The organism is Shouchella tritolerans, assembly GCF_025770735.1.
Taxonomy (GTDB): Bacteria; Bacillota; Bacilli; order Bacillales; family Bacillaceae_D; genus Shouchella; species Shouchella tritolerans.
Window position 1 is genome coordinate 212,854 of the sequence record NZ_JAODPB010000002.1, and the last position, 25,078, is coordinate 237,931.

Consider the following 25,078-nt stretch of genomic DNA (forward strand, 5'->3'; position numbering starts at 1 on the left):
CCTAGAGGTGTATACAAAAAGCAGTGAGGTTATTATAGTAGTAGAGGAAGAGATTGAGTATAGGCAGATTAATCGAATTTTAAATAGGTTTCGCGTAAAATGGAAAACGATTTGTCACGCCAGATGCAATGAAAGGTGGAAAAGATGAACACCAAAACATTCAATGACACGTTCTTGAAAGCGTGCAAAGGGGAAAAACATGGCCATGTGCCTGTGTGGTATATGAGGCAGGCGGGAAGGTCGCAACCTGAGTACCGGAAAATTAAAGAAACGCATTCGTTATTCGATATTACCCATGATCCGGAGCTTTGTGCGTATGTGACGAAGCTACCAGTTGACCAATACAACAATGATGCGGCCATTTTGTACAAGGACATAATGACACCGCTTCCTTTTATCGGCGTTGAAGTGGACATAAAGGCTGGAATTGGACCGGTGATTGACAATCCAATCAGCGGCCTCAGCGATGTTGAGAGGCTAGGGGAAATCGATCCTGAACGTGATGTGAAACATGTGCTTGATACGATTAAGCTATTACGCACACAGCTTGACGTGCCGTTGATTAGCTTTGCCGGTGCGCCGTTTACGCTTGCTAGCTATATGATTGAAGGCGGGCCCTCTCGGAATTACCATAAAACGAAAGCATTTATGCATGCAGAACCGGAAGCGTGGCAGCGTCTAATGGACAAGCTTGCGAAGATGACAATCGACTACATAAAAGCCCAGATACAAGCTGGTGCCCAAGCGATTCAGTTGTTTGATTCCTGGATTGGCGCCGTTAGCGTTGCTGACTATAAACGATTGATCAAACCGGTGATGGTACGGATTCTGGATGAAGTTCAGACAGAGGACGTACCGCTCATTTTACATGGAGTCGGAACACCTCATTTATTGTCCGAATGGAAAGACATGCCTGTTGATGTGATAGGCATTGATTGGCGTACGACCGTTCCGGAAGCGAGACGCCTTGGCATTAACAACACATTGCAAGGCAATATGGACCCTTCTCTTTTGCTTGCGCCATGGCCTGTGATTGAGGCGGAAGCAAAAGCCATTCTTGATGAAGGCATGAAGTCAAATCGGTTTATTTTTAATCTTGGACAAGGCGTCTTTCCTGAAGTAAAACCTGAAACATTGAGACGACTCACCGCGTTTGTTCACGATTACTCATCAGAAAAAAAACAACAGAAAGGATAGGACAATGGAGAAGAAAAAAATAGGATTGCTTGTGATGGCTTATGGAACGCCGCGCAAGAAAGAAGAAATTGAACCGTACTACACACATATTCGCCACGGACGCCCGCCTTCAGAAGAGGCACTCGTTGATTTGCAGGAACGCTATGAAGCGATTGGGGGCACAAGCCCTTTGGCGCGCATTACTGATGAGCAGGCAAACGGGCTTGCTGCTGTTTTAAATGAGCAGCACGAAGACATCGTTTTTGTCCCTTATCTAGGCCTTAAACACATTGATCCATTTATTGAAGATGCTGTTCAAAAAATGAAGAGCGATGGAATAAAAACGGCTGTTTCGATTGTCCTTGCTCCCCATTTTTCTACGTTTAGCGTGCAGTCTTATAATAAGCGCGCTCAGGAAGAAGCCGACCGAATTGGCGGGCCAACGATTTATACGATCGAAAGCTGGTATAAAGAGCCGGGGTTCTTGCAGTTTTGGAAAAAGCAAATTGAAAATGAAATGAAGAAGGCCGATTCTGTCGATGACCTTTGTGTCATTTTTTCAGCTCATAGTTTACCGGAGAAAATTATTCAAGCAAATGACCCTTATCCAGAGCAATTGCGGGAAACGGCGGACTTGCTTGCTGACATGGCCAACGTACCGAATTATGAAATTGGGTGGCAAAGCGAAGGGAACACCCCTGAGCCATGGCTTGGGCCGGATGTCCAAGACCTCACACGGGAACTATACGCAAAAAAAGGCTACAAAACCTTTATGTACTGTCCAGTCGGTTTTGTGGCAGAGCACTTGGAAGTGCTTTACGACAATGATTATGAATGCAAATTGGTCACAGACGAACTTGGCGTTCACTATTTGCGCCCGCCGATGCCAAATGCAGACACTCGTTTTTTAAAGGCGCTTGCTAATGTAGTGACAAAACGTCTGGCGGCTGTGGTTGCCAAATGAAGCAAAAGCGTGTTGCGATTATTGGCGCTGGAGCGACAGGGCTGTCAGCTGCACTCTGGCTCCATGATCATAGCGACTTACAATACGATGTATATGAAGCTTCAAATCAAGTTGGCGGCAAAATTATTACGTACAAAGACCATGGTTTTGTGATAGAGGGAGGCGCTGACTCTTATTTGGAGCGGAAAGCGAGCATGACTCATTTCATTCAGCGTGTGGGCCTTGGCGATTCCCTCGTTCGCAATGAAGTGGGGCAATCCTATATTTTAAAAAAGGGTACGCTTTTTCCGACTCCGAAAAACACGGTGTTAGGCATTCCGACAGACATAGATGCGTTTTTAGAAACGAAACTAATTTCGGATGAAGGGAAACGCAACTTATTAAAAGAATATGATAAGCCGCGATTCGCAAAACCAGGAGAAGACGTCTCAGCAGGTGCTTTTTTTGAATACCGCTTAGGAAAAGAAATGGTCGATTCGCTCATTGAACCTTTGCTCGGCGGCATCTACGGCGGCAACATTTATGAACTAAGCATGAAAGCGACATTCCCTCATTTCCTTAAATATGAAGCAGAATACGGCAGCCTATTAAAAGGGGTAGCCGCGACGAAATCCACAAGTAAGCAAGCGAAAAAGCAAGGGATGTTTTTAACGGTCAAATCCGGTTTGGCGTCGGTGCTGGAGGCTGCTGCCGAGCAGCTTCGCTCTGGGTCTGTTCATTTAAATGCAGCGGTAGAACGGATTGATGTGCGGGACGACGGGGCTTTTACCGTGTTTGTCAACGGCGCCCAAAGACGTTATGATGCTGTGATTGTCACGATCCCGCCACAACAAGCGGCAAAATTGTTCGTAGAGATTAACCCGTTTAGCGATGTTGAAAGCATCGAGGCGACGTCGTGCGCCACTGTCGCCATGGTCTTTCCTGAGGGCGCTGTCGACAATGAGCATGAGGGGACAGGATTTGTTGTCGCCAGGGGAGGCGATGAAAGCATTACTGCTTGCACATGGACTGATTTAAAATGGCCCCATACAAGCCCTTCTCGAGAAACGTTGTTGCGCGCTTATGTTGGTCGGCCAGGCGAAGAGGCAATCGTAGAGGAAAATGATCATACGATTGTAAATACCGTTTTAGCCGATTTGGAGAACATTATGGCAATTCGAACCCGGCCTACCTTTTATCGTGTCACCCGCTGGAAGAAGGCGATGCCCCAATATAAAGTCGGCCATCTTCAGCGGATTGAACGCTTTAAAAAAGCCTGTGCCAAGCATCCAGGCTTGTACGTGACGGGTGCTTATTTTGGCGGAGTAGGTGTACCTGATTGTATTGACCAAGGACAGGCATGCGCGAAGGAATTAATTAACGAAACGACGTAGGGCAAAAGCCCTACGTCGTTTCAAACTGTAGACAAACGCTCGCATTGACAAGGTTTTCTATCAGTCTGATTTTCTCATTGATTAAAGGTGATGCAAATAGCGCGTTTTTAGCTCTTCATATTCCTGCTCCATTTTTTCGGCACGGATAAAAGCTTCTAGTTCGGCGCGCGAATACTCGGGGCGTTTGCGCTTTTTAATGCTTATCGTAAAAAAAATAAATGAAAAAGTCATCTGCTAAATCGCCTCCTTCCTCTGAAGGTGCGGTCATTAGGTAGAACCTGGCACCTGCTTATTTAAAATCAATTGCTTTGCATTTCTTTCCAGTTGTTGTAACAAACCATACATTTTTATCCCCCTCTCATTTTTTTCCAGCTTTTGCCCACAAAAAAACCGCAGATGTCCCCTGCAGTCAAAAAACAGGGCTATCACCCTGCGATTGTTCATAAGCTCAAACTGTTGAAGCCAATGCAAAAACGCACATAGTGGGTGAACAAAAAGAATGATGCAGTTGAATAGTTAATGGCATGATTGTTGTCATTTTGTTCATCTCCTTTGCGTTTGATTGAACACCTTTTTTATTATATTCGTTGTTCACAAAACTGTAAAGGCTTTTTTCAGAAAAGCAAATAAATTAGGTACAGGCACTAAAAAAACACATCCCGATTCTGTTATGAAATCGCCATAACAGTGTGGTACAATTGAAAAGATATGCAGGAAATTGTGAGTAGAGAAGGGGACGTATGGAAATGAGGAGCAACGACGAATTGATTCGCATATTGGGATCTATTCGCCATGACTGGCTGAATGTGCTCCAGTTAATAAAAGGAAACTTGGCGATCGGCAATCAGGAGCGGGCTGAGGCTGTTCTTGAGGAGGCGGTTGAACAAACGACAAATGAGAGCCGCCTGTGCAACATTGGGATGCCAAAAACAGCGCTTGTTTTGCTTGAGCAAAAATGGCACCAATCAGCTTATGAGATTGCGTACGAAGTGGATGGTCCTCTTCTGAACTTAGCAAAGTATGATGATACTTTTTCTACATGTTTTGCCCGCTTTTTTTCGCTGCTGTCTGAATGGCCGCAACTGGAGGGACCTAGTTCCGTTTTTGTTACGTACACGTTTTTTGACCAAAACTGTTTAATCGAACTTGACTATCAAGGGCATATATACAGAAATGACGGTATCTCCAACTGCTTTAGCGAGATGCCTCCTTCAGTCGTCGTCGACGTAACTAGGGAAGAACAAGCAGGTTATACAGTAACGTTTTTACTGGATGCAACAGCTTCCAATTAGGAAATGGAGTGAACGAAGATGTTTGTCGATAAAGTGAAAGTATACGCCAAAGGTGGAGACGGCGGGAACGGCATGGTTGCTTATCGAAGAGAAAAATACGTGCCTGACGGCGGACCAGCCGGAGGAGATGGAGGCCGCGGCGCGAGTGTTATCCTTGAAGTAGATGAAGGCTTGCGGACATTAATGGATTTTCGCTACAACAAACATTTTAAAGGAAAACGGGGCGAGCACGGCATGTCTAAAAACATGCACGGCAAAAATGCCGAAGACCTAGTTGTGAAAGTTCCTCCTGGTACGATGGTAACCGATGAGGAGACAGGTGCACTGCTTGCTGATTTGACTGCCCATGGCCAACGAGCTGTTGTTGCTAAAGGCGGTCGAGGCGGTCGCGGAAATGTCCGCTTTGCGACACCTGCCAACCCAGCTCCAGACCATGCGGAAAATGGCGAGCCAGGGGAAGAACGGAATTTGCTCCTTGAATTAAAAGTGCTTGCCGACGTTGGCTTGGTTGGTTTTCCGAGCGTCGGAAAATCGACGCTCCTATCGATTGTGTCGGCCGCTAAACCAAAAATTGCTGAATACCACTTTACAACGATTACACCGAACCTTGGGGTAGTGGATGCCCAGGACGGACGCAGTTTTGTTATGGCAGATTTGCCTGGTTTAATCGAAGGCGCCCATGAAGGCGTCGGGCTCGGTCACCAGTTTTTGCGGCACATTGAGCGGACGCGCGTCATTGTCCACATTGTCGATATGTCGGCAATGGAAGGGCGCGATCCTGTGGAAGACTATCACAAAATTAATGAAGAGCTTTCCCAGTACAATTACCGGTTGACGGAACGCCCCCAATTAGTAGTCGCCAACAAGATGGACATGCCAGAAGCAGGTGAAAATCTTAAGCGATTTAAAGAGGCACTTGGCGAAGAAGCAAAAGTTTTTCCAGTTTCGGCGATCACGAAAGACGGTGTCCGTGAATTGGTTCTTGCGATTGCTGATGAATTAGAGCATGCGCCAGAGTTTCCATTGCATGACAGCGAAGAGCACGTAGAGGGAAGGGTTCTTTATAAGCATGAAATGCCAGTTGAGCCGTTTACAATTACCCGTGGAGACGATGGTGTGTTTGAATTGTCGGGAGCGGAACTTGAGCGTGCCTTTAAAATGACTGATTTTGCTAGGGAAGAATCTGTACGCCGCTTTGCCCGGAGGATGAGGAAAATGGGCGTCGACGAAGCATTGCGGAAGCGAGGCGCAAAAGACGGCGACCTAGTCCGGATTATGAAATTTGAATTTGAGTTTGTCGAATGAGCTAGTCGGGCCAGGCAGCCTATGCTGTGCTGGCCTTTTTTAAAAAGGGGGAAAGCTTTGTACAGTTGCTTCTGCTGCCTATCTCTAAATGATTTGTTGAAACGAAAGACACAGATCTTTTATAATCAGATGTAGCACGGGTGTTTACACAGTCCCAAAAAACTGCCCGAAGGAGAGGGCGTGCCAATGTCGAAAAAGCAGTTTTATCTGGTCAGGGAAGACATGCTTACAGATGCGATGCAGCGTACGCTTGAAGCCAAAGCGCTTCTTTCTGCGGGAAAGGTCCGCAAAATCAATGAAGCTGTCCATCGTGTCGGTTTAAGCAGGAGCGCATTTTACAAATACAAAGATGGTATTTTTCCGTTCCATGCCATTGCAAAAGAACGAATCATGACGTTCTCCATCAACCTTGCAGATCGATCTGGCACCTTATCGCAATTGTTAAACATTGTTGCTGATACCGGAGCCAATATTTTGACGATTAACCAAACGATTCCCCTGCAAGGCAGAGCAAATATAACGCTATCTGTCGACACGGCTCCAATTGAAATAGACATCAACGAACTGTTTGAACGGATGGAAGCGCTTGAGTCTGTTGAACGGGTGGAACTAGTTGGTTCAGGATCATAGAAAGGAAGCGTTTTTGTGAAAAAAGTCGGTTTTTTAGGCCCGAAAGGCACGTTTACGGAAATGGCAGCATACAGCCTGTTTCCGAAAGAAGAATTAGTTCCACTGAAAACCATCCCAAAAGTGCTGGATCTCGCATTTGCAAAAGGGATTGACTATGCAGTTGTACCAATTGAAAATGCAATCGAAGGCACTGTGAATATTACGCTCGATTATTTAATCCACCATAAACCGATGCCAATCGTAGCAAGCATATCTATGGAAATCGCGCAACATTTGCTGTTTTCGCCAAAAAAAGACCGGGAAACGTTCGTTCCTAAGAAAGTGGTTTCCCATCCACAAGCAATTGCCCAGTGCCATCAATTTTTGCAAAAGCACTATCCTGAAATTGAAATCGAGTACGCCGATTCAACCGGTTCGGCTGCCGCTTGGCTCGCTGAAAACCCCCAAGCCGATGCTTGTGTCATCGCCAACGCGCAAGCGGCTTCGACTTATGGATTAGTTGTCGCTCAAGAGGACATCCACGATTTCGAACATAATCGGACGCGTTTTGTCGTGCTAACGGCCAAAAAGGAACAAGCTCCTTTCATAGTAGGCCCAGAGCATACAGGAGATAAAACGACATTGATGGTGACGCTGCCGTCTGATTTTGCCGGAGCCCTCCATCAAGTGTTGTCGGCTTTTGCTTGGCGAAAACTGAATTTGTCCAAAATCGAATCACGTCCAACGAAAACGGGCCTCGGAAATTACTTTTTTCTGATTGACATCGACCAGTTAATGGATGACGTTCTAGTGCCAGGAGCCATCGCTGAACTTACTGCGCTTGGCTGCAAAGTCGAAGTCCTTGGCAGCTATGCGACATACAGTTCAAAGGCGACAGCCTCCATTAATTAAGAAGAGTAGCTAGGCGCTACTCTTCTCAGACTGTAGACAAACGCTCGCATACTTCGTCATTTTGCCTCGGTCATATGCTCATGAACCCCTGTTCTATTCGCATCTTCCCTCGTCTTCACTCCTCGTCTGACAAGCGCTTTCTATCAGTCTGAGCGAGGTTATCGACTTTGTCGACAACCTCAAGAGTAGCTAAGCGCTACTCTTCTAGCAAAAACGCCTTTTCTCGGAGTGCGGCGATCGCCTTTTCCACTTGTGCTTCGTTTTGCCCTTCCACTAAATGAAGGTGGACGCCTTCTGTCAGCTCAGACAGAAGGCTTGCTTTCGTGTCAGCAAGGTTCGCGCAAAAAGCGTCGACTTCTTGGCGGTTAGAAACATGCATCGCTCCCGTTAATTCACCATAAATCGCATGTTCAATCGAAACGTTGATGACAGTAAGGCCATGGTCCACAAATGTGTAAAGTTCTTCCCGTGTATCTTCCGGGCGATGCTGTACAGCAATCAAACGCTGGACTTTTTGCTGGGTAGCAGGGGCCAAGTACATGTACCCTTGTGCAGTAGCAAAAATCGGTTCCCCTTTCGCTTTTAAAAGCGACATGTCTTGTACAACGACTTGCCTGCTGACGCCTGCCCGCTTAGCGAGATCACTGCCTTTTAGCGGGGCGTTTTCCTTTTTAAGCCACTCAACAATCGCGGCCCGCCGCTCATTTGACATTAACTTTTTCTCTTTTTTCATCTTTATCTCACCTACATACAATCTTGGTACATTGTCTAATAAACATAATAACTTCTTCTTCCGTAGTCGGTTCTCCTAACGTAACCCTCACATAGCGGTCAGCTTGCTCGTTTGTCAAACCAAGCGCCAAAAGGGAGAGAGGCGGACTTGTTTGGCCAGCATGGCAAGCGGAACCAGTGGCAATCGCAAAGCCAGCCCGGTCGCATTCAAGCATGAATTGCTGTCCGCTCCATCCCTCGACGAGCATGCCAATATGAAAAGGCAGGCGCTCTTCTTTCGATCCGACTAATTGAAAATGCCCTGTTGCAGTCAGCTGGCGAATGATTGTATTCCGTAGATCCGCTAGCTCAGTCATCCTTTTTTCCCGAATTGAAAGAGCGTGTTCGACTGCAGAGGCAAAGGCAGCAACTGCTGGCGTGTCCACTGTGCCTGGACGAAACCCTGATTCATGACGCGCTTGTTCGTAAAAACCTCGCCAATGGAGGCGTCTCGACAAATATACAGCACCTGTCCCTTTTGGAGCATACAATTTATGAGCCGAAAAACTTGCTGCATCAAGCAATGAAAAATCAATTTCGATTTTTCCTAACGCTTGTACACAGTCACTATGAAACAGTATACCACGGGAGCGTAGTACGTTGCTAAGGACAGCTACATCTTGGACTGTGCCAATTTCACTGGAAGCGACAGCAATCGAGGCAAGCACGGTGTCAGGGCGTAAGCAAGCACGAAGCGCTTCGACTGTTACGTTTCCTTCTTTCGTTACAGGCACATATGTGATTTCATACCCGTGTTTTTCTAAGTAGTGCAGTGCTTCAAGGACAGAAGGGTGCTCCGTCTTGGTGGAGACAAGGTGCCGACCTTTATCACGGTAAGCGAACGCTAACGAGACAATCGCCAAAAAATTGCTTTCAGAACCTGATCCAGTAAAATACAGTTCTTCTTCTGTAAGGCGAAGCAATGATGCAAACTTAGCACGCGCCTGTTCAAGGATCCCTCTTGCTTCAAGCCCAAAGGTGTGGAGGCTATTTGAATTGGCAAAAGCCACTTGCGCCGTCTTTTGGTATACGTCTAAGCAAAGGGGCGAAAGCGGCGTAGTAGCGCTGTAGTCTAAATAATACATGGCAATCTCCATTCTTAAAGGTTGTGTTTTCTATTAGTTTATGTAAATATAGGTGACAAGGCAACTGTAAAGTGAGTGAGTCTATGAAAAAGAAATCAGTCATCATTATTGGCGCCGGTATAGCTGGGCTAATGGCTGCCCATAAATTGGCGGATAAAGCAGAGGTATCGCTCCTAATGAAGGCGGGCAGGTTGGACAGCAATTCATGTATGGCTCAAGGGGGGATTGCGGCCGCAGTAGGCGAAACCGATCATCCAACACTCCATGCGAGAGATACGTTTGTCGCAGGCAGCGGTTTTAATGCGTTTAACCGTGCGTTTGAGCTCGCTCGGCAGGCTCCAGCAATGATTAAAGAGCTCGATGCTTTAGGGGTCCCGTTTGAAAAAGCAGCTGGCCAATATGTCCTAGGCCATGAAGGGGCGCATAGCAAGCGGCGCATTTTGCATGCTTATCAAGATCAAACAGGCTTGGCTGTTGTCGAAACGTTATGGCGGACACTTAGTGACAACGTGCATGTGTACGAAAACCAATATGTGCTGGAGCTGATTGTGAAAAATCAAACAATCCAAGGCGTTCGTACTGTTAATCACGCTTTTTACGGCGATAGCGTGATCCTAGCAACTGGCGGCTCTGGACAATTGTATGAAAATAGTTCGAATGAGCAGAGAGCAACGGGAGACGGGTTAATGTTAGCTTATCGTGCTGGCGCTATCCTTAAAGATCTTGAGTTCATCCAATTCCATCCGACGATTTTAAAAGGGAAAGAACCAGGCCTCATTAGCGAAGCAGTCCGTGGCGAAGGTGCTTACTTGGTCAATCGGGCAGGCGATCGGCTAATGGGAAAATGGGCAAAAGGGGAACTTGAAGGGCGGGACGTTGTAGCGGCCACATTACATAAAGCGTTGCAATCTGGCGAGCGTGTTTTTTTAGATGCTAGACATTTGCATGATTTTCCAAGTCGGTTTCCTGCGATTTTTCGACGTCTGCAGCGAAATGGCTATGATGTTCGCAAAGACTTAATCCCGATTGAACCAGGCGCCCATTTTTTATGCGGCGGCATTGAGACAGACCAATTTGGCCGCACTTCGGTAAACGGGTTGTACGCAATTGGCGAAGCTGCTTGTACTGGTGTTCATGGCGCAAATCGTTTAGCTAGCAATTCGCTCGTCGAGGCACTTGTTTACGGGCAAGGAGTGGCAGCGGCTTTGTTAGCCGATCAACAAACAAAAGCGGGAGCGGTTAAGCCGCAGCCGAATAAGGCATTGGTGCATGGGATTCCTGAACGTAGCGAATTGCAAAAAATGATGAGTGCCTATGCAGGTATTGAACGTGACGCCTATGGATTGCAAACAGCGGCTGATTGGCTTGCTTCGTTTCAACAGATGCCAAAGAAAACGGTTGTGCATGTTGACGATTTAGAAACGGGTACTTTGTATGAGCTCGCAACACTTGTTGTAAAAGCAGCTTTGTTGCGTACGGAAACAAGAGGCACCCATAGGCGCAGCGATTATCCGGCAGCAGACGAACAATGGCGGAAGCGCTCGATTTGTTTTTCTGTACAGGATAAAGCATTTGTGAAAACAGAGGAGAGAGAATATGAACCCGCTCAAGCTTGATCAGCAGTTAAGAGGATTTTTGGCAGAAGACATTGGTTATGGAGACCGTACAGCTGAAGCGCTGTTCACGATCGAAAGAGCAGAGGCTGTTATGATTGCCAAAGGAGAAGGCATTTTTGCAGGAACACAAGTAGTCAACCAGCTATACGCTTTGCTCGATTCTGATATCGAAGTCGAACTGTTTATTGGTGATGGAGAGCAAGTGAAACGAGGGCAGCAATTGGCTCGGTTTACAGGGCCTGTCAAATCACTATTATCGGGCGAACGGGTATTGCTCAATTTACTGCAGCGAATGTGCGGCATTGCCACACTGACAGCAAAAGCAGTGGAAGAATTAGGCGATCCAAGCATTCGTGTTTGCGATACCCGAAAAACAGCGCCAGGGCTTAGAATGTTTGACAAATATGCAGTCAGGATAGGAGGGGGAGCCAACCACCGTTTTGGTCTTGACGATGCCGTCATGTTAAAAGAAAACCATATTGCCGCTTGCACGTCGATTGCTGCTGCAATCGAAAAAGCCCGCGCTTATGCTGGGCCGATGGCAAAAATTGAAGTAGAGACGACGACTTTAGACGAGGTCAAAGAAGCAGTCGCAGCGCAGGCGGACGTCATCATGTTTGATAACGCCACTCCAGAGGCGATTAGAACCTACTTGGCCTATGTCCCAACTGGAATAAAGACGGAGGCCTCAGGAGGGATAACGATGGCCAATTTGCGGCAATTTGCCAATACTGGCGTTGATTTTCTGTCGCTCGGATTTTTGACACATTCAGTTGTCGCACTCGATTTGAGCATGCTTATACAAAAGGGGGAAGGACAATGGAAGTAATGCAACCAGCGAGATTGCCTCATCACTATCGGGAAATGTCAAGTGCTGAAAAAGAAGCGCGCATTCGCGAAGCGAAAGCATTTTTTGGCAATGACCTACTCATCCCAGGCCACCATTACCAGCGAGAAGACGTCATCCAATTTGCTGACTTCACTGGCGATTCATTGCAACTTGCGCAACTGTGCGGGCAAACGTCATCCGCCAATATCGTTTTTTGCGGTGTTCATTTTATGGCGGAGACAGCAGACATGCTAACGAGTCGAGAGCAGCATGTGATCCTGCCTGATCTTGCTGCTGGCTGTTCGATGGCCGATATGGCTTCGATCGCCCAAACGGAGCGCGCTTGGGAAGCGCTGACGGAACGATTCGGAGACACGATATTGCCGCTGACGTATGTCAACAGCACCGCTGAAATTAAAGCGTTTTGCGGTCGCCATGGCGGTGCTTGCGTAACGTCATCAAACGCTAAAAACATGGTGAAGTGGGCGTTTGCTCAAAAGCCAAGGTTATTGTTTTTGCCTGACCAACACCTGGGGAGAAACACAGCTTTTGCACTTGGCATTCCTTTAGAAAAAATGGCGGTCTGGAATCCTCATACACATGAACTCGAGCTCATCCCTGGTGCGAACATAGAAGAAATCACCGTCATTTTATGGAAAGGGCACTGCTCTGTTCATGAAAAATTTACAGTGGAGCAAATTAAAAAAGTGCGCGCCCGTTCCCCGCATACACAAGTTATTGTTCATCCAGAGTGCACCCACGAAGTTGTACAAGCTGCAGATAAAGCTGGGAGCACACACTACATTATTGAAACATTAAAACAAGCGGAGCCGGGAACATCCTGGGCAATTGGGACGGAAATGAACTTGGTCAATCGTTTAGCGAAACAGCATCCGGATAAGCAAGTGTTTTCTCTTCACTCAACTATGTGCCTTTGCTTAACAATGAACCGCATTGATTTGGATCACCTTGCTTGGTCACTGGATTTGCTGCGGGAAGGCAAACGTCAATTTGACATTACGGTCCCTGAAGACGTCGCTGATGAAGCAAGAACGGCGTTAGCGCGGATGCTGGCGACAGTCTAGTGGTTTTGTCGACCGGAGCGACAACCCAAAAGAGCGGACACTGATCCGCTCTTTTGGGTTGTAAACGCTCGCAGACGTCAAAGTAAGAAAACAACTGCTCATGAATTCCTATTCGTATCTCCTGGCGGCTTCACCCCTCGTCTGACTAGGGTTTTCAAATGGTTTGATTGATTTTTTTGGTCTAGGCCGAGCAGTCTATACATAAGTATTGGGGAACGTTGCATGTGAACCGATTTTATGCTCTTGCATAGTCTATAGGATGAATGCCTAGTAAGGAGGGAACAGCCTGTGAGAATCCATATTGTCCAAAAGGGAGATACTTTATGGAAATTAGCGCAGAAGTATGAAGTCGATTACGAACAATTAAAAGAAGCAAACCCGAATTTAACAAACCCTGAAATGTTGATGCCAGGCATGAAAGTGAAAGTGCCTGCTGGCTCAGTTGCTGTCCGGAAAGAACAGAAAAAGACGACGCCAAAAGCAAAAGAAGCAGATAAGAAGCCGCAAAAAACGAAAGAACAATCAACTAAACCGCCTAAAAAGCCGGAGCTGAAGGAGTCAGAGAAAACACAAGCGGCGAATGTCCCACCGGCGCCACCATATTATGCCCAGATGCAACAAGGTGTAGCAAAAACGCCAGAATATCCGCCGCTTCCACCAAAACCGCCTTGCACACCTTGCCAAGAAAATGCTTACCAAGGGCAAGCTGGTTTTTTTGCGCCACAAGCAAATATGTACCAGCAGTCTTACGTACCAAACCAACAGCTTTACAGCCAGCAAATGAGCCAACCGCAGTCGTACCAGTCACAGTCATACCAGCCACAAGCAAATCAACCGCAGTCGTACCAGTCACAGTCATACCAGCCACAAGCAAATCAACCGCAGTCGTACCAGTCACAGTCATACCAGCCACAAGCAAACCAACCGCAGTTATACCAGTCACAGTCATACCAGCCACAAGCAAACCAACCGCAGTTATATCAGCCACAGTTGTACCAGCCACAAGCAAACCAACCGCAGCCGTACCAGCCACAGACATATCAGCCACAAGCAAACCAACCACAAGCGTATGGAGAAAATGCACAGCTCCAAGCTCAGTTGCATGGGCCTAAGCATCAAGAAACCGCGGGCAAACACCAGGATAAGAAGGACAATAAGACGGGGGAATGGAATGGGGTACAGCCACAGGCATATGAGGCAAGCTCAAAAAACGGCTCTTATGGTCAGCAGTCTCCGTGGGGAAGCAACGCCCCGTTTATTCAGCAAGGCGGGGGATGGAATCAACAAAGTTATCCAATCCAAGAAAATCAAAATAAGGCTTTCCAAGGGCAACAAGACTTTACGCCTTGGCCACAGCAGCAAAACAAAGGCCAAGAACAAGCGTATGCCCACCAAGTAGAAATGAACTGGGGGCAAAACAACGGGCCGCAACCACATTTTCAGCAAATGGACATCAATTGGGGACAGTACAACCGCTACTCTCCTTATCAAGGAGAAGTAGGTGATACTCCGCCAATTCAGAGCTACCAAGGGTGGCAGCCAGCCGGTTTGCCGCACATGCCAGTAGCAAACGGCTATTTGCCACCGCACATGCCTTTTGTTAGTCCAGAAACGTTAAATCAACAGGCAGGCTTCTATAGGCAGACGCCTACAGGCCAGCCAGATGACCAAACACACCAGCAGCCCTATTACACGAACCAAGCTCCATCCTTTTTAACCCAGCCCCATCAATGGGCGCACCCACAAAGCCCGTATTCGCAAGAGCAGGAATACGAGCCAGAGGAACAAGTAAACGCATACGAAGAAGAAGACCAACAAGACTAACGTCTTTTTGCCAGCCATAATCTAACAGCGTAGTTCCCCCTTTTTGGTACATACTAAGACCGAAAGGGGGAATTTCCATTGAAAAAAACAGCTTTATCGTTTATTTGCGCGAGCGTGCTTCTTACAGGGCTTGCAGGCTGCGGAACACAAGATAACGACCGCGCCGGAATGCAGCCAAACACGTACCGCAATCAAGAAGCCAATATGAATGGGGACAACAACTTCAACAACCGCAACTACCCGTATTATGGGCCGAACGCGTACAACACGAATGATAAAACATTCTTTGACGACAATCGCTTTTCAAATAAAAACCAACGCATGAACCGGACAAACCAGTATAATCAAGGACGTAATGGCTATGTTCGTGGTATAACTGGGAACAACCGTCCAGGAATGGTTGATGAAAATGGTTTTCTAAATCGAAGAGCAGACTACGGTAACCGCGGCATGAATTTCCAACGCACTACGATGAACCAAGACGGAAACCGCGGTATGAACGTCCAGCGTTCTACGAACCAAGACGGAAACATGCGGCAGGGAATGGAAACAGAGGAAGTTCGTTACCACCGTAATTATGACGGCGACCGGGTGGAACAAATCCGCGAAGAAGTTGAAAAAATCGACGGTGTTCGAGAGGCACGCGTTATTGTCAATCGCGACGACGTTGTTGTAGGCTATGAGCAAGACGAAAACGCAGACGATGTGAAACAGCGTGTCGAAAACCGTGTCCGCAAATTGGCCGGCGAAGGCAAAAATGTAGTTGTTAGTGCAGACAACGACATTTTTTCAAATATGCAACGAATGGACGACAGGCTACGTTCAGGCGCCGCTTTTGACGATGTCCAAGACACGTTTACAGACATGATGCGTGATTTGGGCAATGCAGCAAGACGTCCGTTTCAAAATAAGTAAAAAAACTCCCCAGTAATGGGGAGCGAGGTTGTCGACAAAGTCGATAACCGCCCTCAGACTGATAGAAAACGCTTGTCAGACGAGGAGTGCAGGTGAGGGAAGATGCGAATAGAACAGGCGTTCATGAGCATATGACCGAGACAAACGACGACGTATGCGAGCGTTTGTCTACAGTCTGAAAACTCCCCAATAATGGGGAGCTACATAGCAATTAGGAGACAACCAGAGTAGAGACCATTTCTTCATGGCCAGGGCCGCATGGAATGTTGCACTGGATTTCATACTCCCCTGGTTCAAGTGTGACGGTTTTTGAGCCCGAACCGCTAATGACAAGATCTGAGCCGTTATCTGCACCGACAATGACAATGCCGTGGTTGCCCTCTTCATTTTTAAGTTCCACCGTCACGTCGCCAGCGCCAGCCGCATATTCTTCTTTATCAAATTGCCAGTTCATTGCTTTAATGACAACGGTTTCACTTGATTCCGCAATGCTGCTATCTTCTTGTCCGCTATCTTCTTGCCCCCCGCATGCTGCCAAAATAAAAAAAAGCAAACAGGCCATAACCACTTTAGCTAATTTTCTCACTATCTTTCCCTCCTTATGACTTCTCTGTTCATTTTATCAATAACCACTCGCTTTTATTGGCAATTTTTATGAAAATCCTGTGTCATTTTCGTATAGTTTACATGCTAAATGCCGAGGATAAAGCCAGTAGTAAGATTGGAAAGGGATGTTCATCATGCTAAAACAAGTTGTCCACAAACATTGGCTTCCGTTTTCTCTTGGAGCTGCCTCATTTGCTTTGCTACTGGGAACGTTTTTGATTCTTAGCGAAGACGAATCCTATGATTCTCCACAAGTAGCAAATCCGCCTAACACAACGGAAGTGTTACTTGAAACTGTATTCGCTGATGGAAATATACGAACAGAACGTATTGATGAGACCATTTGGGCGATTGACGATTTTTGGGCGGAATACGAAGAATGGCAGCTTGTGAACCAAAGCAACAACTTTGTCCACTTTCGGAAAACCATTCTTGACCTTTCACCAGAAATAAAAAAGAGTGGTTATTTAGGCATAGATGCCGATAAGGGGATCGTGCTTTACACGGGGCAACTAGAAGCTGGACAGATTGTCACACGTTATAGCGAAATGAAAGCATCGAAGTTAAGCGATGCGGATGTTGCGGCGCTTGAACAAGGCATCCGGATTGAAAGTCTTGATCATTTGCAAAAACTGTTAGCACAATGGCAGTAACGGGCAAATGCAGCATTGGCTATCGTTTTAGCCACTTGCCTGCCTAGTAGCAACTTAATGACGGAAAGCTATCTGCTATGCTAAAATAGAAATAAATGTTCGCTTTTTGGCCATGCAGAGGAGAATGCTTGTGATTGATTATATTAAAGGGAATTTGGTAGCAGTTGAACCTGCCTATCTCGTGGTCGAGGCCAACGGGGTTGGTTTCCAAATTTACTGTGCAAACCCTTACCGCTTTATAAGCGACTTAAATCGGGAGGTAGTAATTCCCACACACCACCATGTTCGCGAAGACAGCCAACGCCTTTTTGGGTTTACAACAAGGACAGAACGCTTGTTGTTTGAAAAACTTTTGAATGTCTCTGGCATTGGCCCAAAAGGAGCGCTCGCTATTCTTGCTTCGGGAGAACCGGAAGATGTTATTCATGCAATTGAACAAGAAGATGAGGCACTGCTTGTCCGTTTCCCTGGAGTCGGCAAAAAAACAGCAAGACAAATCATTCTTGATTTAAAAGGGAAGCTTGATGATATGGCGCCAATGTTGGAACCTGCGGCTGTTGCTGACAAGCAGCATAGAAATCCACAGCTTGAGGATGCATTAGAAGCGTTGCGTGCTTTGGGCTATGTCGAAAAAGAGCTGAAAAAAGTGGAAAAACAGTTAAAAGCGGAAACGCTGGAAACAGATGAATATATTAGGCGTGCTCTTGCGCTTATGTTAAAACGTCCTTAAGTAAGGGGGATGACAATGGAAGAACGAATTGTTTCCGCTGAAGCAACGGAGTTGGAAGAACAGAGCGAGCAAGGGTTACGGCCAAAGAAATTAGCTGATTACATCGGGCAAGAAACCGTTAAGCACAACCTTGCTGTGTTTATGGAGGCTGCAAAAATGCGCGAAGAAGCGCTTGACCATGTCCTGCTTTACGGACCGCCGGGCCTGGGGAAAACGACGCTAGCAGCCATTATTGCAGCGGAAATGGGCGGCGAGTTGCGGACTACTTCGGGCCCGGCAATTGAGCGGTCTGGGGATTTGGCGGCGATTTTAACCGCACTTGAGCCAGGAGACGTATTGTTTATTGATGAGATTCACCGCTTGAACCGCACAGTTGAAGAAGTGCTGTATCCGGCAATGGAGGATTTTTGTCTAGATATCGTCATTGGCAAAGGCCCGACCGCTAGATCGGTTCGTTTAGATTTGCCGCCGTTTACATTGGTGGGCGCGACAACGCGTGCAGGAATGCTCTCATCCCCGTTACGCGATCGTTTTGGTGTAATGGCAAGGCTCGAGTACTACAAACCTGAAGAACTGGCCCAAATTGTTGAGCGTTCTGCCGCCGTTTTCCAAGCGACGCTTGAGCCGGCTGCAGCGCTTGAATTGGCACGACGGTCAAGAGGGACTCCTCGGATTGCAAACCGTCTGCTCCGTCGTGTTCGCGATTTTGCCCAAGTAGGGGGGGAGGCTGCTATTTCGTTGGAAAGGGCATGCTCAGCCCTTGAACAGCTTCATGTCGATCCGTTAGGGTTAGACCATATTGACGATAAATTGTTGAAAGGCATGATTGAAAAATTTGATGGAGGCCCGGTCGGATTAGAAACGATTGCGGCAACCATTGGTGAAGAAGCGGCAACGATTGAGGAAGTATATGAGCCGTACTTGCTGCAAATTGGCTTTATCCAGAGGACGCCTCGGGGACGGATAGCGACGCCGGCTTGTTATGCTCATTACGGAGTGGAAAAGCAAAATGGGTAAAACATTAATGGTGATTGGCGCAGTGTTGCTCATTGTTGGTTTTCTTTGGCAAGTAGTGGGTCGCTTTTTGCCAATCGGCAAATTGCCAGGAGATTTTTTGTTTAAAAGCGGGCAAACGACCGTTTATTTTCCGATCATGACCTGCATTATTATTAGCATTGTTCTTTCCCTGCTGTTCTCGCTCTTCCGCCGTTAGAAGTGCTTGCACTAATTGAAAAACGCATGTATGCTAGGAAAAGTTTCAATGGAATGCGTTAGATAGATAGGTGATGACATGGACGTAAATGAATTTGATTTTGATTTGCCTGAAGAATTGATTGCCCAAACGCCTTTGGCAACACGGACGAATTCCCGTCTGCTTGTAGTTGACAAAAAAACGAAAGCGATAAGCGACCGAATGTTTCCTGGTTTGGTTGAAGAGCTTTCGCCGGGAGATTGCCTCGTCTTAAATGATACGAAAGTGATGCCTGCCCGCCTTTTAGGCGAAAAGGTAGAAACGAAAGCAGTCATCGAGCTCTTGCTTCTAAAACAGCTTGAAGGTGACTGTTGGGAAACGCTTGTGAAGCCAGCAAAGCGGGTGAAAATAGGGACAGAGGTCAGCTTTGGCGATGGGAAATTAAAAGCGATATGCACGGCAGTCCAACCCCAAGGGGGAAGGGTATTCCAATTCCACTATAGTGGTGTGTTTTACGAATTGTTGGAGGAACTAGGGACGATGCCGTTGCCTCCTTATATTAAAGAACGGCTAGAAGACGCCGACCGTTACCAAACTGTGTATGCGAAACAGATCGGTTCGGCCGCTGCGCCGACGGCCGGTCTTCACTTTAGCGAACAATTGCTTTCAGAGATTGAAGCAAAAGGCGTAAAAATCGTTTATATTACCCTTCATGTCGGGTTGGGGACATTTCGCCCAGTAAGCGCTCGTTCTGTTGAAGACCACCAAATGCATGCCGAGTTCTATCAAGTGACAGAAGAAGCGGCGCACACGCTGGCGTCTGCCCGGGAAAATGGCGGCAACATTATTGCAGTTGGTACAACCTCAGCAAGAACGCTTGAAACGATATATAGCGATCATGGCGCCTTTGTAGCGGCATCTGGCTGGACATCGATCTTTATTTATCCTGGCTACACGTACCAGGCCATTGACGGGTTGCTGACGAATTTCCATTTGCCAAAATCAACGCTTGTCATGCTTGTTAGCGCATTGATAGGCAAAGAGGCATTAATGGATGCCTATGCACATGCCATTAAAAAACGCTATCGATTTTTTAGCTTCGGTGACGCAATGTTTATACGACCGTAAGGAGAGACAAATAGTGACAGCAGCAATCACCTATGAACACATAAAAACATGTAAGCAATCTGGCGCTCGGCTCGGTCGTGTTCATACGCCTCATGGCACGATTGAAACGCCGATGTTTATGCCGGTAGGTACGTTAGCGACTGTAAAAACGATGAGTCCAGAAGACTTAAAAGCGATGGGTGCGCAAATTATTTTAAGTAACACCTACCACCTATGGCTTCGCCCTGGAGAAGAGATTATAAAGGAAGCTGGAGGCCTTCATAAGTTTATGAATTGGGATAAGCCGATCTTAACGGATTCTGGGGGCTTCCAAGTCTTTTCCCTTAGCGATTTGCGCAAAATAACGGAAGAAGGCGTCCATTTCCGCAATCATTTGAGCGGTGAAAAGCTATTTCTGTCGCCAGAGAAAGCGATGCAAATCCAACATGTGCTTGGATCGGACATTATGATGGCCTTTGACGAATGCCCACCTTACCCTGCTGATCATAGCTATATGAAAGCTTCGGTCGAACGGACTAGCCGCTGGGCAGAGCGGTGTCTTGCCGAACACGAGCGTTCAGGCAAAGATAGCGTTCAAGGGTTATTTGGCATCATTCAAGGCGGTGAATACGAAGATCTGCGCAAACAGAGTGCAAATGATTTGACAGCGCTTGATTTTCCAGGTTACGCTGTAGGTGGACTGTCTGTCGGAGAACCGAAAGATGTCATGAATCATGTGCTTGAGTTCACAACGCCATTGATGCCGGAAGATAAACCTAGGTATTTAATGGGAGTCGGCTCGCCAGATTCACTCATTGACGGGGCGATAAGGGGCATTGATTTGTTTGACTGCGTCTTGCCGACCCGGATAGCGAGAAACGGTACTTGCATGACAAGTGCTGGAAGATTGGTTGTCCGTAATGCCAAGTACGCGCGTGATTTCCGTCCACTCGATGAGAAGTGTGACTGCCATGTGTGCCGTACGTACTCGCGGGCGTATATTCGTCATCTCATTAAATGCGAAGAAACATTTGGGTTCCGTTTAACGACGTATCACAACCTTTATTTTCTTTTAAATTTAATGAAGCAAGTTCGCCAAGCGATTATGGATGACTGCCTTCTTGATTTTCGCGAACAGTTTTTTGAGGAATACGGTTTTAACAAGGAAAACCCACGCAACTTCTAATTCTCTAGAAGAGGTGGCGTTAAAGCAAGGAAGGGAGGGTGTTTCATGGAACTACTTGTCAGTATGCTTCCGTTTATCGCGATTATCGTGCTGTTTTATTTTTTGCTGATCCGTCCTCAGCAAAAACAACAAAAGCGTGTGCGTGAAATGCACGCAAATTTACAGCGAGGCGATAAAGTCATTACAATTGGCGGGTTGCACGGCGTCATTGACTCGATTGACGAGTCTGTTGTTGTGTTGTTGGTAAACGACAACCGCAAACTTACGTATGATCGTAACGCGATTCGCGAAGTGGTGCAATCAGATTAATACAAGAAAGCGCCTAGCTTAGTAGCGGTAGGCGCCATTTTAAGCAAAAGCTCACGCCCTCAAAAAAAGGGATGGGCTTTTTTGTGTGTGAGTGAGCAGGAGGTTCTTATGAATTCCCCCCTGAAAAATTGACACCGAAAACACCACCTAAAGAAGCAATGGCACAATAGCCTGCAAAGAGCAACAGCTGGCTGGAGGTGATTGCTTCATTATAGCCTAAGTAACTGATTGCCAGTAGAAGAGCGACAAACAAAAACGCTGTAAACGCACCAGCTAGCCAGCCTTTGTTTTTTGCTTTAGCTCCTGAAAAAAAGCCACCTACAAACAAGGCCAAAAAACCGCTGCCTACCATCACCCAACGAACAGATTGTTCAGTCAGTGAAGTCAAATAAAGCAATGTTGCCATGAGTATACTGAATGCGACGGCAATGCTAATGCTCACGAATGTGCCAATACATACCGCCGGAAAAAAACGTCTGCTTTCCATTTCTTTTCCCCCTCGTGCCGTTTTTTCTATTCGTATGCTTGCCAACCTGCGAACATGTCTATAGCAAAGGATAAAAGCAACCCCTTAGGGCATAGTAGCAAATAAGGAATGTAAGGAGAGGGGGAGACCTATGCATGGATGCCATGATTGTGCGCGCTGCAGCTACTTATGCGGCACTTGTGTTGATGAAGCAATACAAAAAAGAAACGACGCAAACGCAGCAAGGCCCTTTCGAGTTGGCACTCGCCTTGTTTGCCGGTGAAGCGATTTCCGCATTTTGGCCGTTATGGGTGCTATTGCCGCTCTTTTTGCTGTTAATAGCAGCAATGCTGAAAGGAACGAAAGGCGGGTCGGGCAAATCACAGCAAACAATCAAGTCCCCTACAGCAGCCCCTCCTCTACAGAAAGAAGGACCAGCTTTGGCCATGCCTTTGCCATTAATCATTGATGGTATGATCCAGCATGACCATTTGCGAGAACTGCGTCAAACAGAACTATGGCTCCGCCAGCAATTGCGCAAACTTGGCTACCGCGATATTAAAAAAATTGCTTATTGCTCGCTTAAAGGCAAAGAATCATTTTTTATCGACTCTTTTTAAAAAACACCGTGATAATATGTCCACCCATTTGCTTTGTCTAATAAAAATAGGTTTTTGCACTCGTGACAGGTGTGGACACGGCTATTGTTCCTTCTCATATGCTATTGTGTACGGATTTTTTAGAGGGGGACACTACACATGGCAGAGAATTATTATCACATTTGCCAGCAGCATATTGGCAAATGTGTCGTCATTACAGAACGCAATGGCAAACGCCATTATGGGCGGATTACGCGAGTGGACCATAAACACGTCTATTTGCAGCCTCTTGGCAACCGCGGCTATAGCTACGGCTGGGGTTGGGGCTGGGGCTGGGGTTACCCGGTTGCTCTTGGCGCAATTGCCGGCTTTGCCTTAGCGGGCCTATTCTTCTGGTAATACAAAGAAGCGCTTTTAATTGGGAAAGCGCTTCTTACATAAACTTTTTGATGAACGGAAGGCGCTTTAGTTCCTCTTTACTAAGAAGCTTAAGGGCAAGAATGCCGAATACATAGATCATGCAAGTAATGGCGATGTTGGCGAGCGCTTTTGCTGCGTAAGGCAACCCATTGAATAAATAGGTGTCTATTTGCATACCGGCGTATCCAGTTATGACGATGAGCACCGCTAGTTTCAACATTGGAACAGCGTGGATCACAAATCCTGTCGTCTTGGCAAGTGTAGCGATGTGGAGCAACGTAACGAGTACAAAGCCAGTTACAATTGCCAAAGCTGCTCCCATTATGCCAAAGCTCGAGCTAGAAGCCAAAGCGAAAATGGCAAGCGTTTTAACGATGGCGCCGATAAAACTATTGACCATGGAGGCTTTGGCGTAATCCAATGCTTGTAGAGCAGCAGCAAGGGGGCCTTGCAAGTACAAAAAGAGAGCGAACGGCGCCATTACTTGCAATAGCGAGGCAGCGTGTGGAGCGTTGTACATGAGCACCGTCAGTTCACTAGCAAATACATAAAGAACGACAACGCAAATGCCTCCTGACAAAAGCCCCATTCGTAAAGCTTGTTCTAAACGGTGGTGAATCAGGACTTTCTGTTTATTTGCTGCTGCTTCACTCAAGCTCGGCAATAGCGAAACGGAAAGGGAGTAGGTAATAAAGGTCGGTAATGTGAGCAGCGGCATGACATAGCCGACAAGCAAGCCGTACTGCTCCGTTGCGACAACCGTTGCTACTCCAGCTAAAGCGAGGCTTTGGGCAACGACAATCGGTTCGAAAAACAACGCAACTGTACCGATTAGACGGCTGCCGGTAGTCGGTAACGCAATGGCAAGGAGCTGGGAAGCGGTTTTCCGGCCAGATTTCACAGTCGCAAAAAACTGGCGGCGAAGTCGGAACGGTTTGTGTGATTTGAACAAGTACAGCATATACAAGAGGGAAGCGAGTTCACCACAACCAGCAGAAATCATCGCTCCTGCAGCAGCATACTCTAGACCGTAAGGCATAAAGGCAGCTGTAAAGACGGCGATTAAGCTGATGCGCACAACTTGTTCAAGTACTTGTGAATAAGCGGTTGGCTTCATGTTTTGGCGCCCTTGAAAATAGCCGCGCAACACAGAAGAAACAGCAATGATCGGCACAATTGGTGCTACGGCCAAAAGCGGATACAGGGCACGGGCGTCCGTCAACAGCGTTTTGGCAACGAGTGGGGCTAGCACGAGAATCGCCGTTGTGAAAACAATGCTCAAGGAACCTGTTATTGCAAGGGCAACGACGAGAATTTTCTTGGTTTTGCCTACTTCGCCTTTTGCTTCTGCTTCTGCAACAAGCTTTGCAATCGCAACTGGAAGGCCAAGTTGTGTTAACGTTAAGAGCAGCAACATTGTCGGTACTGCCATCATATAGAGGCCTACCCCTTCAGCACCAATCATCCTTGCCATGACAATTCTGTTAATGAAACCAAGTAACTTTGTGATAAAGCCTGCTGCAATTAAAATAAAAGTGCCCTTTAGAAAGGTTTGCTTGTTCATGGCAATCCCGCCTTCTTTGCTGATCTACCGCGTTTTATACATGTCTATGCGACAAAGGACAGGACATGACAAGCCTTTCCCAAAATGAAGTTCATTCGATTTCATAGCCGTAATAGCAATAATTTGTTAGTATATGTATACTTACAGTTATAAAGAGAGGGTATGAATATGGGCATGAAACAACAGTTTGATGGTTGGCGGGAAGACGTAGAGCCACTTCTTTCCATTAAACAGGAAGAGTTCCACGAACTTGGCTACAATAGTGTCACAAAAGATGATTTGTGGAATTATGCTGTGGACAAGCTTCGTCGCAAAAAAGAATTTACGCCTTTCTACGCATTTGTTGATGAACTTCTGTCGATTCAGCCCCAAGGGTACATGACATGGTTGACAGTCCATGCGTATAAGGAGCCGATTGACTGGTTCAAAACATTTGAGCAAGCAACAGCCGAAAAGTAACAGATTCGAGATTGCGTAGGAGGAAAAACAG

28 protein-coding genes are annotated in these 25,078 nt (G+C 46.8%); 22 read left to right on the top strand and 6 right to left on the bottom strand.

Annotation, left to right across the window (positions count from 1 at the left end):
- The first annotated feature begins 144 nt into the window (after nucleotides 1-144).
- Genes hemE through hemY form a run of 3 tightly spaced genes read left to right on the top strand, consistent with a single transcriptional unit; the run spans nucleotide 145 to nucleotide 3,513 of the window.
- A complete protein-coding gene (gene hemE / locus N6H06_RS07340; protein ID WP_062747559.1) occupies nucleotides 145-1,197 on the top strand; it encodes a uroporphyrinogen decarboxylase in 1,053 nt (350 codons plus the stop codon).
- 4 nt (nucleotides 1,198-1,201) lie between these two features.
- Nucleotides 1,202-2,140: a ferrochelatase gene (gene hemH / locus N6H06_RS07345; RefSeq protein ID WP_263705982.1), complete on the top strand. Its 939-nt coding sequence runs from the start codon at nucleotides 1,202-1,204 to the stop codon at nucleotides 2,138-2,140.
- Nucleotides 2,137-3,513: a protoporphyrinogen oxidase gene (gene hemY / locus N6H06_RS07350; RefSeq protein WP_263705983.1), complete on the top strand. Its 1,377-nt coding sequence runs from the start codon at nucleotides 2,137-2,139 to the stop codon at nucleotides 3,511-3,513. The genes hemH and hemY overlap by 4 nt, the downstream gene beginning before the upstream one ends.
- A gap of 81 nt (nucleotides 3,514-3,594) precedes the next feature.
- Here hemY and N6H06_RS07355 read toward each other — a convergent pair whose 3' ends face one another.
- Entirely contained in the window at nucleotides 3,595-3,744 is a 150-nt protein-coding gene (locus tag N6H06_RS07355) for a YrzI family small protein (protein ID WP_082808295.1), read from the bottom strand.
- Between the two features lie 515 nt (nucleotides 3,745-4,259).
- Here N6H06_RS07355 and N6H06_RS07360 point away from each other — a divergent pair.
- The 4 genes from N6H06_RS07360 (at nucleotide 4,260) to pheA (ending at nucleotide 7,631) form a co-directional block, all read left to right on the top strand.
- A complete protein-coding gene (locus N6H06_RS07360; RefSeq protein ID WP_263705984.1) occupies nucleotides 4,260-4,805 on the top strand; it encodes a sporulation initiation phosphotransferase B in 546 nt (181 codons plus the stop codon).
- A gap of 18 nt (nucleotides 4,806-4,823) precedes the next feature.
- Complete coding sequence (gene obgE, locus N6H06_RS07365) at nucleotides 4,824-6,110, top strand: GTPase ObgE (RefSeq protein WP_062747552.1); 1,287 nt, start codon at nucleotides 4,824-4,826, stop codon at nucleotides 6,108-6,110.
- 186 nt (nucleotides 6,111-6,296) lie between these two features.
- Nucleotides 6,297-6,740 carry an ACT domain-containing protein gene (locus tag N6H06_RS07370; protein WP_011246387.1) on the top strand — a complete coding sequence of 148 codons (444 nt, stop codon included), beginning with the start codon at nucleotides 6,297-6,299 and terminating at the stop codon, nucleotides 6,738-6,740.
- A 15-nt stretch (nucleotides 6,741-6,755) separates the two neighbouring features.
- Nucleotides 6,756-7,631 (top strand): prephenate dehydratase, encoded by an 876-nt coding sequence (gene pheA / locus N6H06_RS07375; RefSeq protein WP_082808294.1) that lies wholly within the window; start codon nucleotides 6,756-6,758, stop codon nucleotides 7,629-7,631.
- Nucleotides 7,632-7,827: 196 nt separating this feature from the next.
- Here the strand turns inward: pheA and N6H06_RS07380 are convergent, their stop codons facing one another.
- On the bottom strand, nucleotides 7,828-8,364 hold the full coding sequence (locus tag N6H06_RS07380) for a transcription repressor NadR (protein ID WP_062747550.1): 537 nt from the start codon (nucleotides 8,362-8,364) through the stop codon (nucleotides 7,828-7,830).
- 7 nt (nucleotides 8,365-8,371) lie between these two features.
- Nucleotides 8,372-9,487: a cysteine desulfurase family protein gene (locus N6H06_RS07385; RefSeq protein ID WP_263705986.1), complete on the bottom strand. Its 1,116-nt coding sequence runs from the start codon at nucleotides 9,485-9,487 to the stop codon at nucleotides 8,372-8,374.
- 83 nt (nucleotides 9,488-9,570) lie between these two features.
- On the opposite strand from N6H06_RS07385, the gene nadB reads away from it, so the two are divergent.
- The 5 genes from nadB to N6H06_RS07410 all read left to right on the top strand — a co-directional run bounded on the left by nadB (nucleotide 9,571) and on the right by N6H06_RS07410 (nucleotide 15,756).
- Nucleotides 9,571-11,103, top strand: coding sequence for an L-aspartate oxidase (gene nadB, locus N6H06_RS07390; RefSeq protein WP_062747546.1), 1,533 nt, complete (start codon nucleotides 9,571-9,573; stop codon nucleotides 11,101-11,103).
- Nucleotides 11,084-11,932 (top strand): carboxylating nicotinate-nucleotide diphosphorylase, encoded by an 849-nt coding sequence (gene nadC, locus N6H06_RS07395; protein WP_212953236.1) that lies wholly within the window; start codon nucleotides 11,084-11,086, stop codon nucleotides 11,930-11,932. Before nadB ends, nadC begins: the two co-directional genes overlap by 20 nt.
- Nucleotides 11,923-13,017 (top strand): quinolinate synthase NadA, encoded by a 1,095-nt coding sequence (nadA, locus tag N6H06_RS07400; protein WP_212953239.1) that lies wholly within the window; start codon nucleotides 11,923-11,925, stop codon nucleotides 13,015-13,017. Before nadC ends, nadA begins: the two co-directional genes overlap by 10 nt.
- 288 nt (nucleotides 13,018-13,305) lie before the next feature.
- A complete protein-coding gene (gene safA, locus N6H06_RS07405; RefSeq protein ID WP_263705987.1) occupies nucleotides 13,306-14,841 on the top strand; it encodes a SafA/ExsA family spore coat assembly protein in 1,536 nt (511 codons plus the stop codon).
- 78 nt (nucleotides 14,842-14,919) lie between these two features.
- The gene (locus tag N6H06_RS07410) at nucleotides 14,920-15,756 is read left to right on the top strand and encodes a YhcN/YlaJ family sporulation lipoprotein (protein ID WP_062747538.1); all 837 of its coding nucleotides are present in this window, start codon (nucleotides 14,920-14,922) and stop codon (nucleotides 15,754-15,756) included.
- Nucleotides 15,757-15,967: 211 nt separating this feature from the next.
- On the opposite strand, the gene N6H06_RS07415 is transcribed toward N6H06_RS07410, so the two are convergent.
- On the bottom strand, nucleotides 15,968-16,342 hold the full coding sequence (locus N6H06_RS07415; RefSeq protein WP_249413822.1) for a cupredoxin domain-containing protein: 375 nt from the start codon (nucleotides 16,340-16,342) through the stop codon (nucleotides 15,968-15,970).
- Nucleotides 16,343-16,496: 154 nt separating this feature from the next.
- Here N6H06_RS07415 and N6H06_RS07420 point away from each other — a divergent pair, with 154 nt between their 5' ends.
- The 7 genes from N6H06_RS07420 (at nucleotide 16,497) to yajC (ending at nucleotide 21,539) form a co-directional block, all read left to right on the top strand.
- Complete coding sequence (locus tag N6H06_RS07420) at nucleotides 16,497-17,015, top strand: BofC C-terminal domain-containing protein (protein WP_212953242.1); 519 nt, start codon at nucleotides 16,497-16,499, stop codon at nucleotides 17,013-17,015.
- A 130-nt stretch (nucleotides 17,016-17,145) separates the two neighbouring features.
- On the top strand, nucleotides 17,146-17,745 hold the full coding sequence (ruvA, locus tag N6H06_RS07425; RefSeq protein ID WP_062747534.1) for a Holliday junction branch migration protein RuvA: 600 nt from the start codon (nucleotides 17,146-17,148) through the stop codon (nucleotides 17,743-17,745).
- A gap of 15 nt (nucleotides 17,746-17,760) precedes the next feature.
- The gene (gene ruvB, locus N6H06_RS07430) at nucleotides 17,761-18,762 is read left to right on the top strand and encodes a Holliday junction branch migration DNA helicase RuvB (RefSeq protein ID WP_062747532.1); all 1,002 of its coding nucleotides are present in this window, start codon (nucleotides 17,761-17,763) and stop codon (nucleotides 18,760-18,762) included.
- Nucleotides 18,755-18,958, top strand: coding sequence for a DUF2905 domain-containing protein (locus N6H06_RS07435; RefSeq protein ID WP_062747530.1), 204 nt, complete (start codon nucleotides 18,755-18,757; stop codon nucleotides 18,956-18,958). Before ruvB ends, N6H06_RS07435 begins: the two co-directional genes overlap by 8 nt.
- Before the next feature lie 78 nt (nucleotides 18,959-19,036).
- Entirely contained in the window at nucleotides 19,037-20,065 is a 1,029-nt protein-coding gene (gene queA / locus N6H06_RS07440) for a tRNA preQ1(34) S-adenosylmethionine ribosyltransferase-isomerase QueA (RefSeq protein WP_263705988.1), read from the top strand.
- Nucleotides 20,066-20,078: 13 nt separating this feature from the next.
- The gene (gene tgt, locus N6H06_RS07445; protein WP_062747526.1) at nucleotides 20,079-21,230 is read left to right on the top strand and encodes a tRNA guanosine(34) transglycosylase Tgt; all 1,152 of its coding nucleotides are present in this window, start codon (nucleotides 20,079-20,081) and stop codon (nucleotides 21,228-21,230) included.
- A gap of 45 nt (nucleotides 21,231-21,275) precedes the next feature.
- Nucleotides 21,276-21,539, top strand: coding sequence for a preprotein translocase subunit YajC (gene yajC / locus N6H06_RS07450; RefSeq protein WP_011246403.1), 264 nt, complete (start codon nucleotides 21,276-21,278; stop codon nucleotides 21,537-21,539).
- A gap of 106 nt (nucleotides 21,540-21,645) precedes the next feature.
- Here the strand turns inward: yajC and N6H06_RS07455 are convergent, their stop codons facing one another.
- A complete protein-coding gene (locus tag N6H06_RS07455; RefSeq protein WP_062747524.1) occupies nucleotides 21,646-22,026 on the bottom strand; it encodes a TIGR04086 family membrane protein in 381 nt (126 codons plus the stop codon).
- Between the two features lie 134 nt (nucleotides 22,027-22,160).
- On the opposite strand from N6H06_RS07455, the gene N6H06_RS07460 reads away from it, so the two are divergent.
- Nucleotides 22,161-22,625 (top strand): YetF domain-containing protein, encoded by a 465-nt coding sequence (locus N6H06_RS07460; protein ID WP_212953245.1) that lies wholly within the window; start codon nucleotides 22,161-22,163, stop codon nucleotides 22,623-22,625.
- 138 nt (nucleotides 22,626-22,763) lie between these two features.
- A complete protein-coding gene (locus N6H06_RS07465) occupies nucleotides 22,764-23,003 on the top strand; it encodes a hypothetical protein (protein ID WP_062747520.1) in 240 nt (79 codons plus the stop codon).
- Between the two features lie 34 nt (nucleotides 23,004-23,037).
- Here N6H06_RS07465 and spoVB read toward each other — a convergent pair whose 3' ends face one another.
- Nucleotides 23,038-24,588: a stage V sporulation protein B gene (spoVB, locus tag N6H06_RS07470; protein ID WP_263705989.1), complete on the bottom strand. Its 1,551-nt coding sequence runs from the start codon at nucleotides 24,586-24,588 to the stop codon at nucleotides 23,038-23,040.
- A 168-nt stretch (nucleotides 24,589-24,756) separates the two neighbouring features.
- On the opposite strand from spoVB, the gene N6H06_RS07475 reads away from it, so the two are divergent.
- Nucleotides 24,757-25,047 carry a post-transcriptional regulator gene (locus N6H06_RS07475; protein WP_062747516.1) on the top strand — a complete coding sequence of 97 codons (291 nt, stop codon included), beginning with the start codon at nucleotides 24,757-24,759 and terminating at the stop codon, nucleotides 25,045-25,047.
- The last annotated feature ends 31 nt before the right edge of the window (nucleotides 25,048-25,078 follow it).

Coding starts and splice junctions, on each gene's coding strand:
- N6H06_RS07475 (WP_062747516.1), top strand. CDS start 24,757: ATGGGCATGAAACAACAGTTTGATGGTTGGCGGGAAGACGTAGAGCCA.
- N6H06_RS07465 (WP_062747520.1), top strand. CDS start 22,764: ATGGCAGAGAATTATTATCACATTTGCCAGCAGCATATTGGCAAATGT.
- N6H06_RS07435 (WP_062747530.1), top strand. CDS start 18,755: ATGGGTAAAACATTAATGGTGATTGGCGCAGTGTTGCTCATTGTTGGT.
- yajC (WP_011246403.1), top strand. CDS start 21,276: ATGGAACTACTTGTCAGTATGCTTCCGTTTATCGCGATTATCGTGCTG.
- N6H06_RS07455 (WP_062747524.1), bottom strand. CDS start 22,026: ATGGAAAGCAGACGTTTTTTTCCGGCGGTATGTATTGGCACATTCGTG.
- spoVB (WP_263705989.1), bottom strand. CDS start 24,588: ATGAACAAGCAAACCTTTCTAAAGGGCACTTTTATTTTAATTGCAGCA.
- hemH (WP_263705982.1), top strand. CDS start 1,202: ATGGAGAAGAAAAAAATAGGATTGCTTGTGATGGCTTATGGAACGCCG.
- N6H06_RS07370 (WP_011246387.1), top strand. CDS start 6,297: ATGTCGAAAAAGCAGTTTTATCTGGTCAGGGAAGACATGCTTACAGAT.
- ruvB (WP_062747532.1), top strand. CDS start 17,761: ATGGAAGAACGAATTGTTTCCGCTGAAGCAACGGAGTTGGAAGAACAG.
- N6H06_RS07420 (WP_212953242.1), top strand. CDS start 16,497: ATGCTAAAACAAGTTGTCCACAAACATTGGCTTCCGTTTTCTCTTGGA.
- nadC (WP_212953236.1), top strand. CDS start 11,084: ATGAACCCGCTCAAGCTTGATCAGCAGTTAAGAGGATTTTTGGCAGAA.
- nadA (WP_212953239.1), top strand. CDS start 11,923: ATGGAAGTAATGCAACCAGCGAGATTGCCTCATCACTATCGGGAAATG.
- N6H06_RS07460 (WP_212953245.1), top strand. CDS start 22,161: ATGGATGCCATGATTGTGCGCGCTGCAGCTACTTATGCGGCACTTGTG.
- N6H06_RS07385 (WP_263705986.1), bottom strand. CDS start 9,487: ATGTATTATTTAGACTACAGCGCTACTACGCCGCTTTCGCCCCTTTGC.
- hemY (WP_263705983.1), top strand. CDS start 2,137: ATGAAGCAAAAGCGTGTTGCGATTATTGGCGCTGGAGCGACAGGGCTG.
- N6H06_RS07380 (WP_062747550.1), bottom strand. CDS start 8,364: ATGAAAAAAGAGAAAAAGTTAATGTCAAATGAGCGGCGGGCCGCGATT.
- queA (WP_263705988.1), top strand. CDS start 19,037: ATGGACGTAAATGAATTTGATTTTGATTTGCCTGAAGAATTGATTGCC.
- nadB (WP_062747546.1), top strand. CDS start 9,571: ATGAAAAAGAAATCAGTCATCATTATTGGCGCCGGTATAGCTGGGCTA.
- N6H06_RS07355 (WP_082808295.1), bottom strand. CDS start 3,744: ATGACTTTTTCATTTATTTTTTTTACGATAAGCATTAAAAAGCGCAAA.
- N6H06_RS07360 (WP_263705984.1), top strand. CDS start 4,260: ATGAGGAGCAACGACGAATTGATTCGCATATTGGGATCTATTCGCCAT.
- obgE (WP_062747552.1), top strand. CDS start 4,824: ATGTTTGTCGATAAAGTGAAAGTATACGCCAAAGGTGGAGACGGCGGG.
- hemE (WP_062747559.1), top strand. CDS start 145: ATGAACACCAAAACATTCAATGACACGTTCTTGAAAGCGTGCAAAGGG.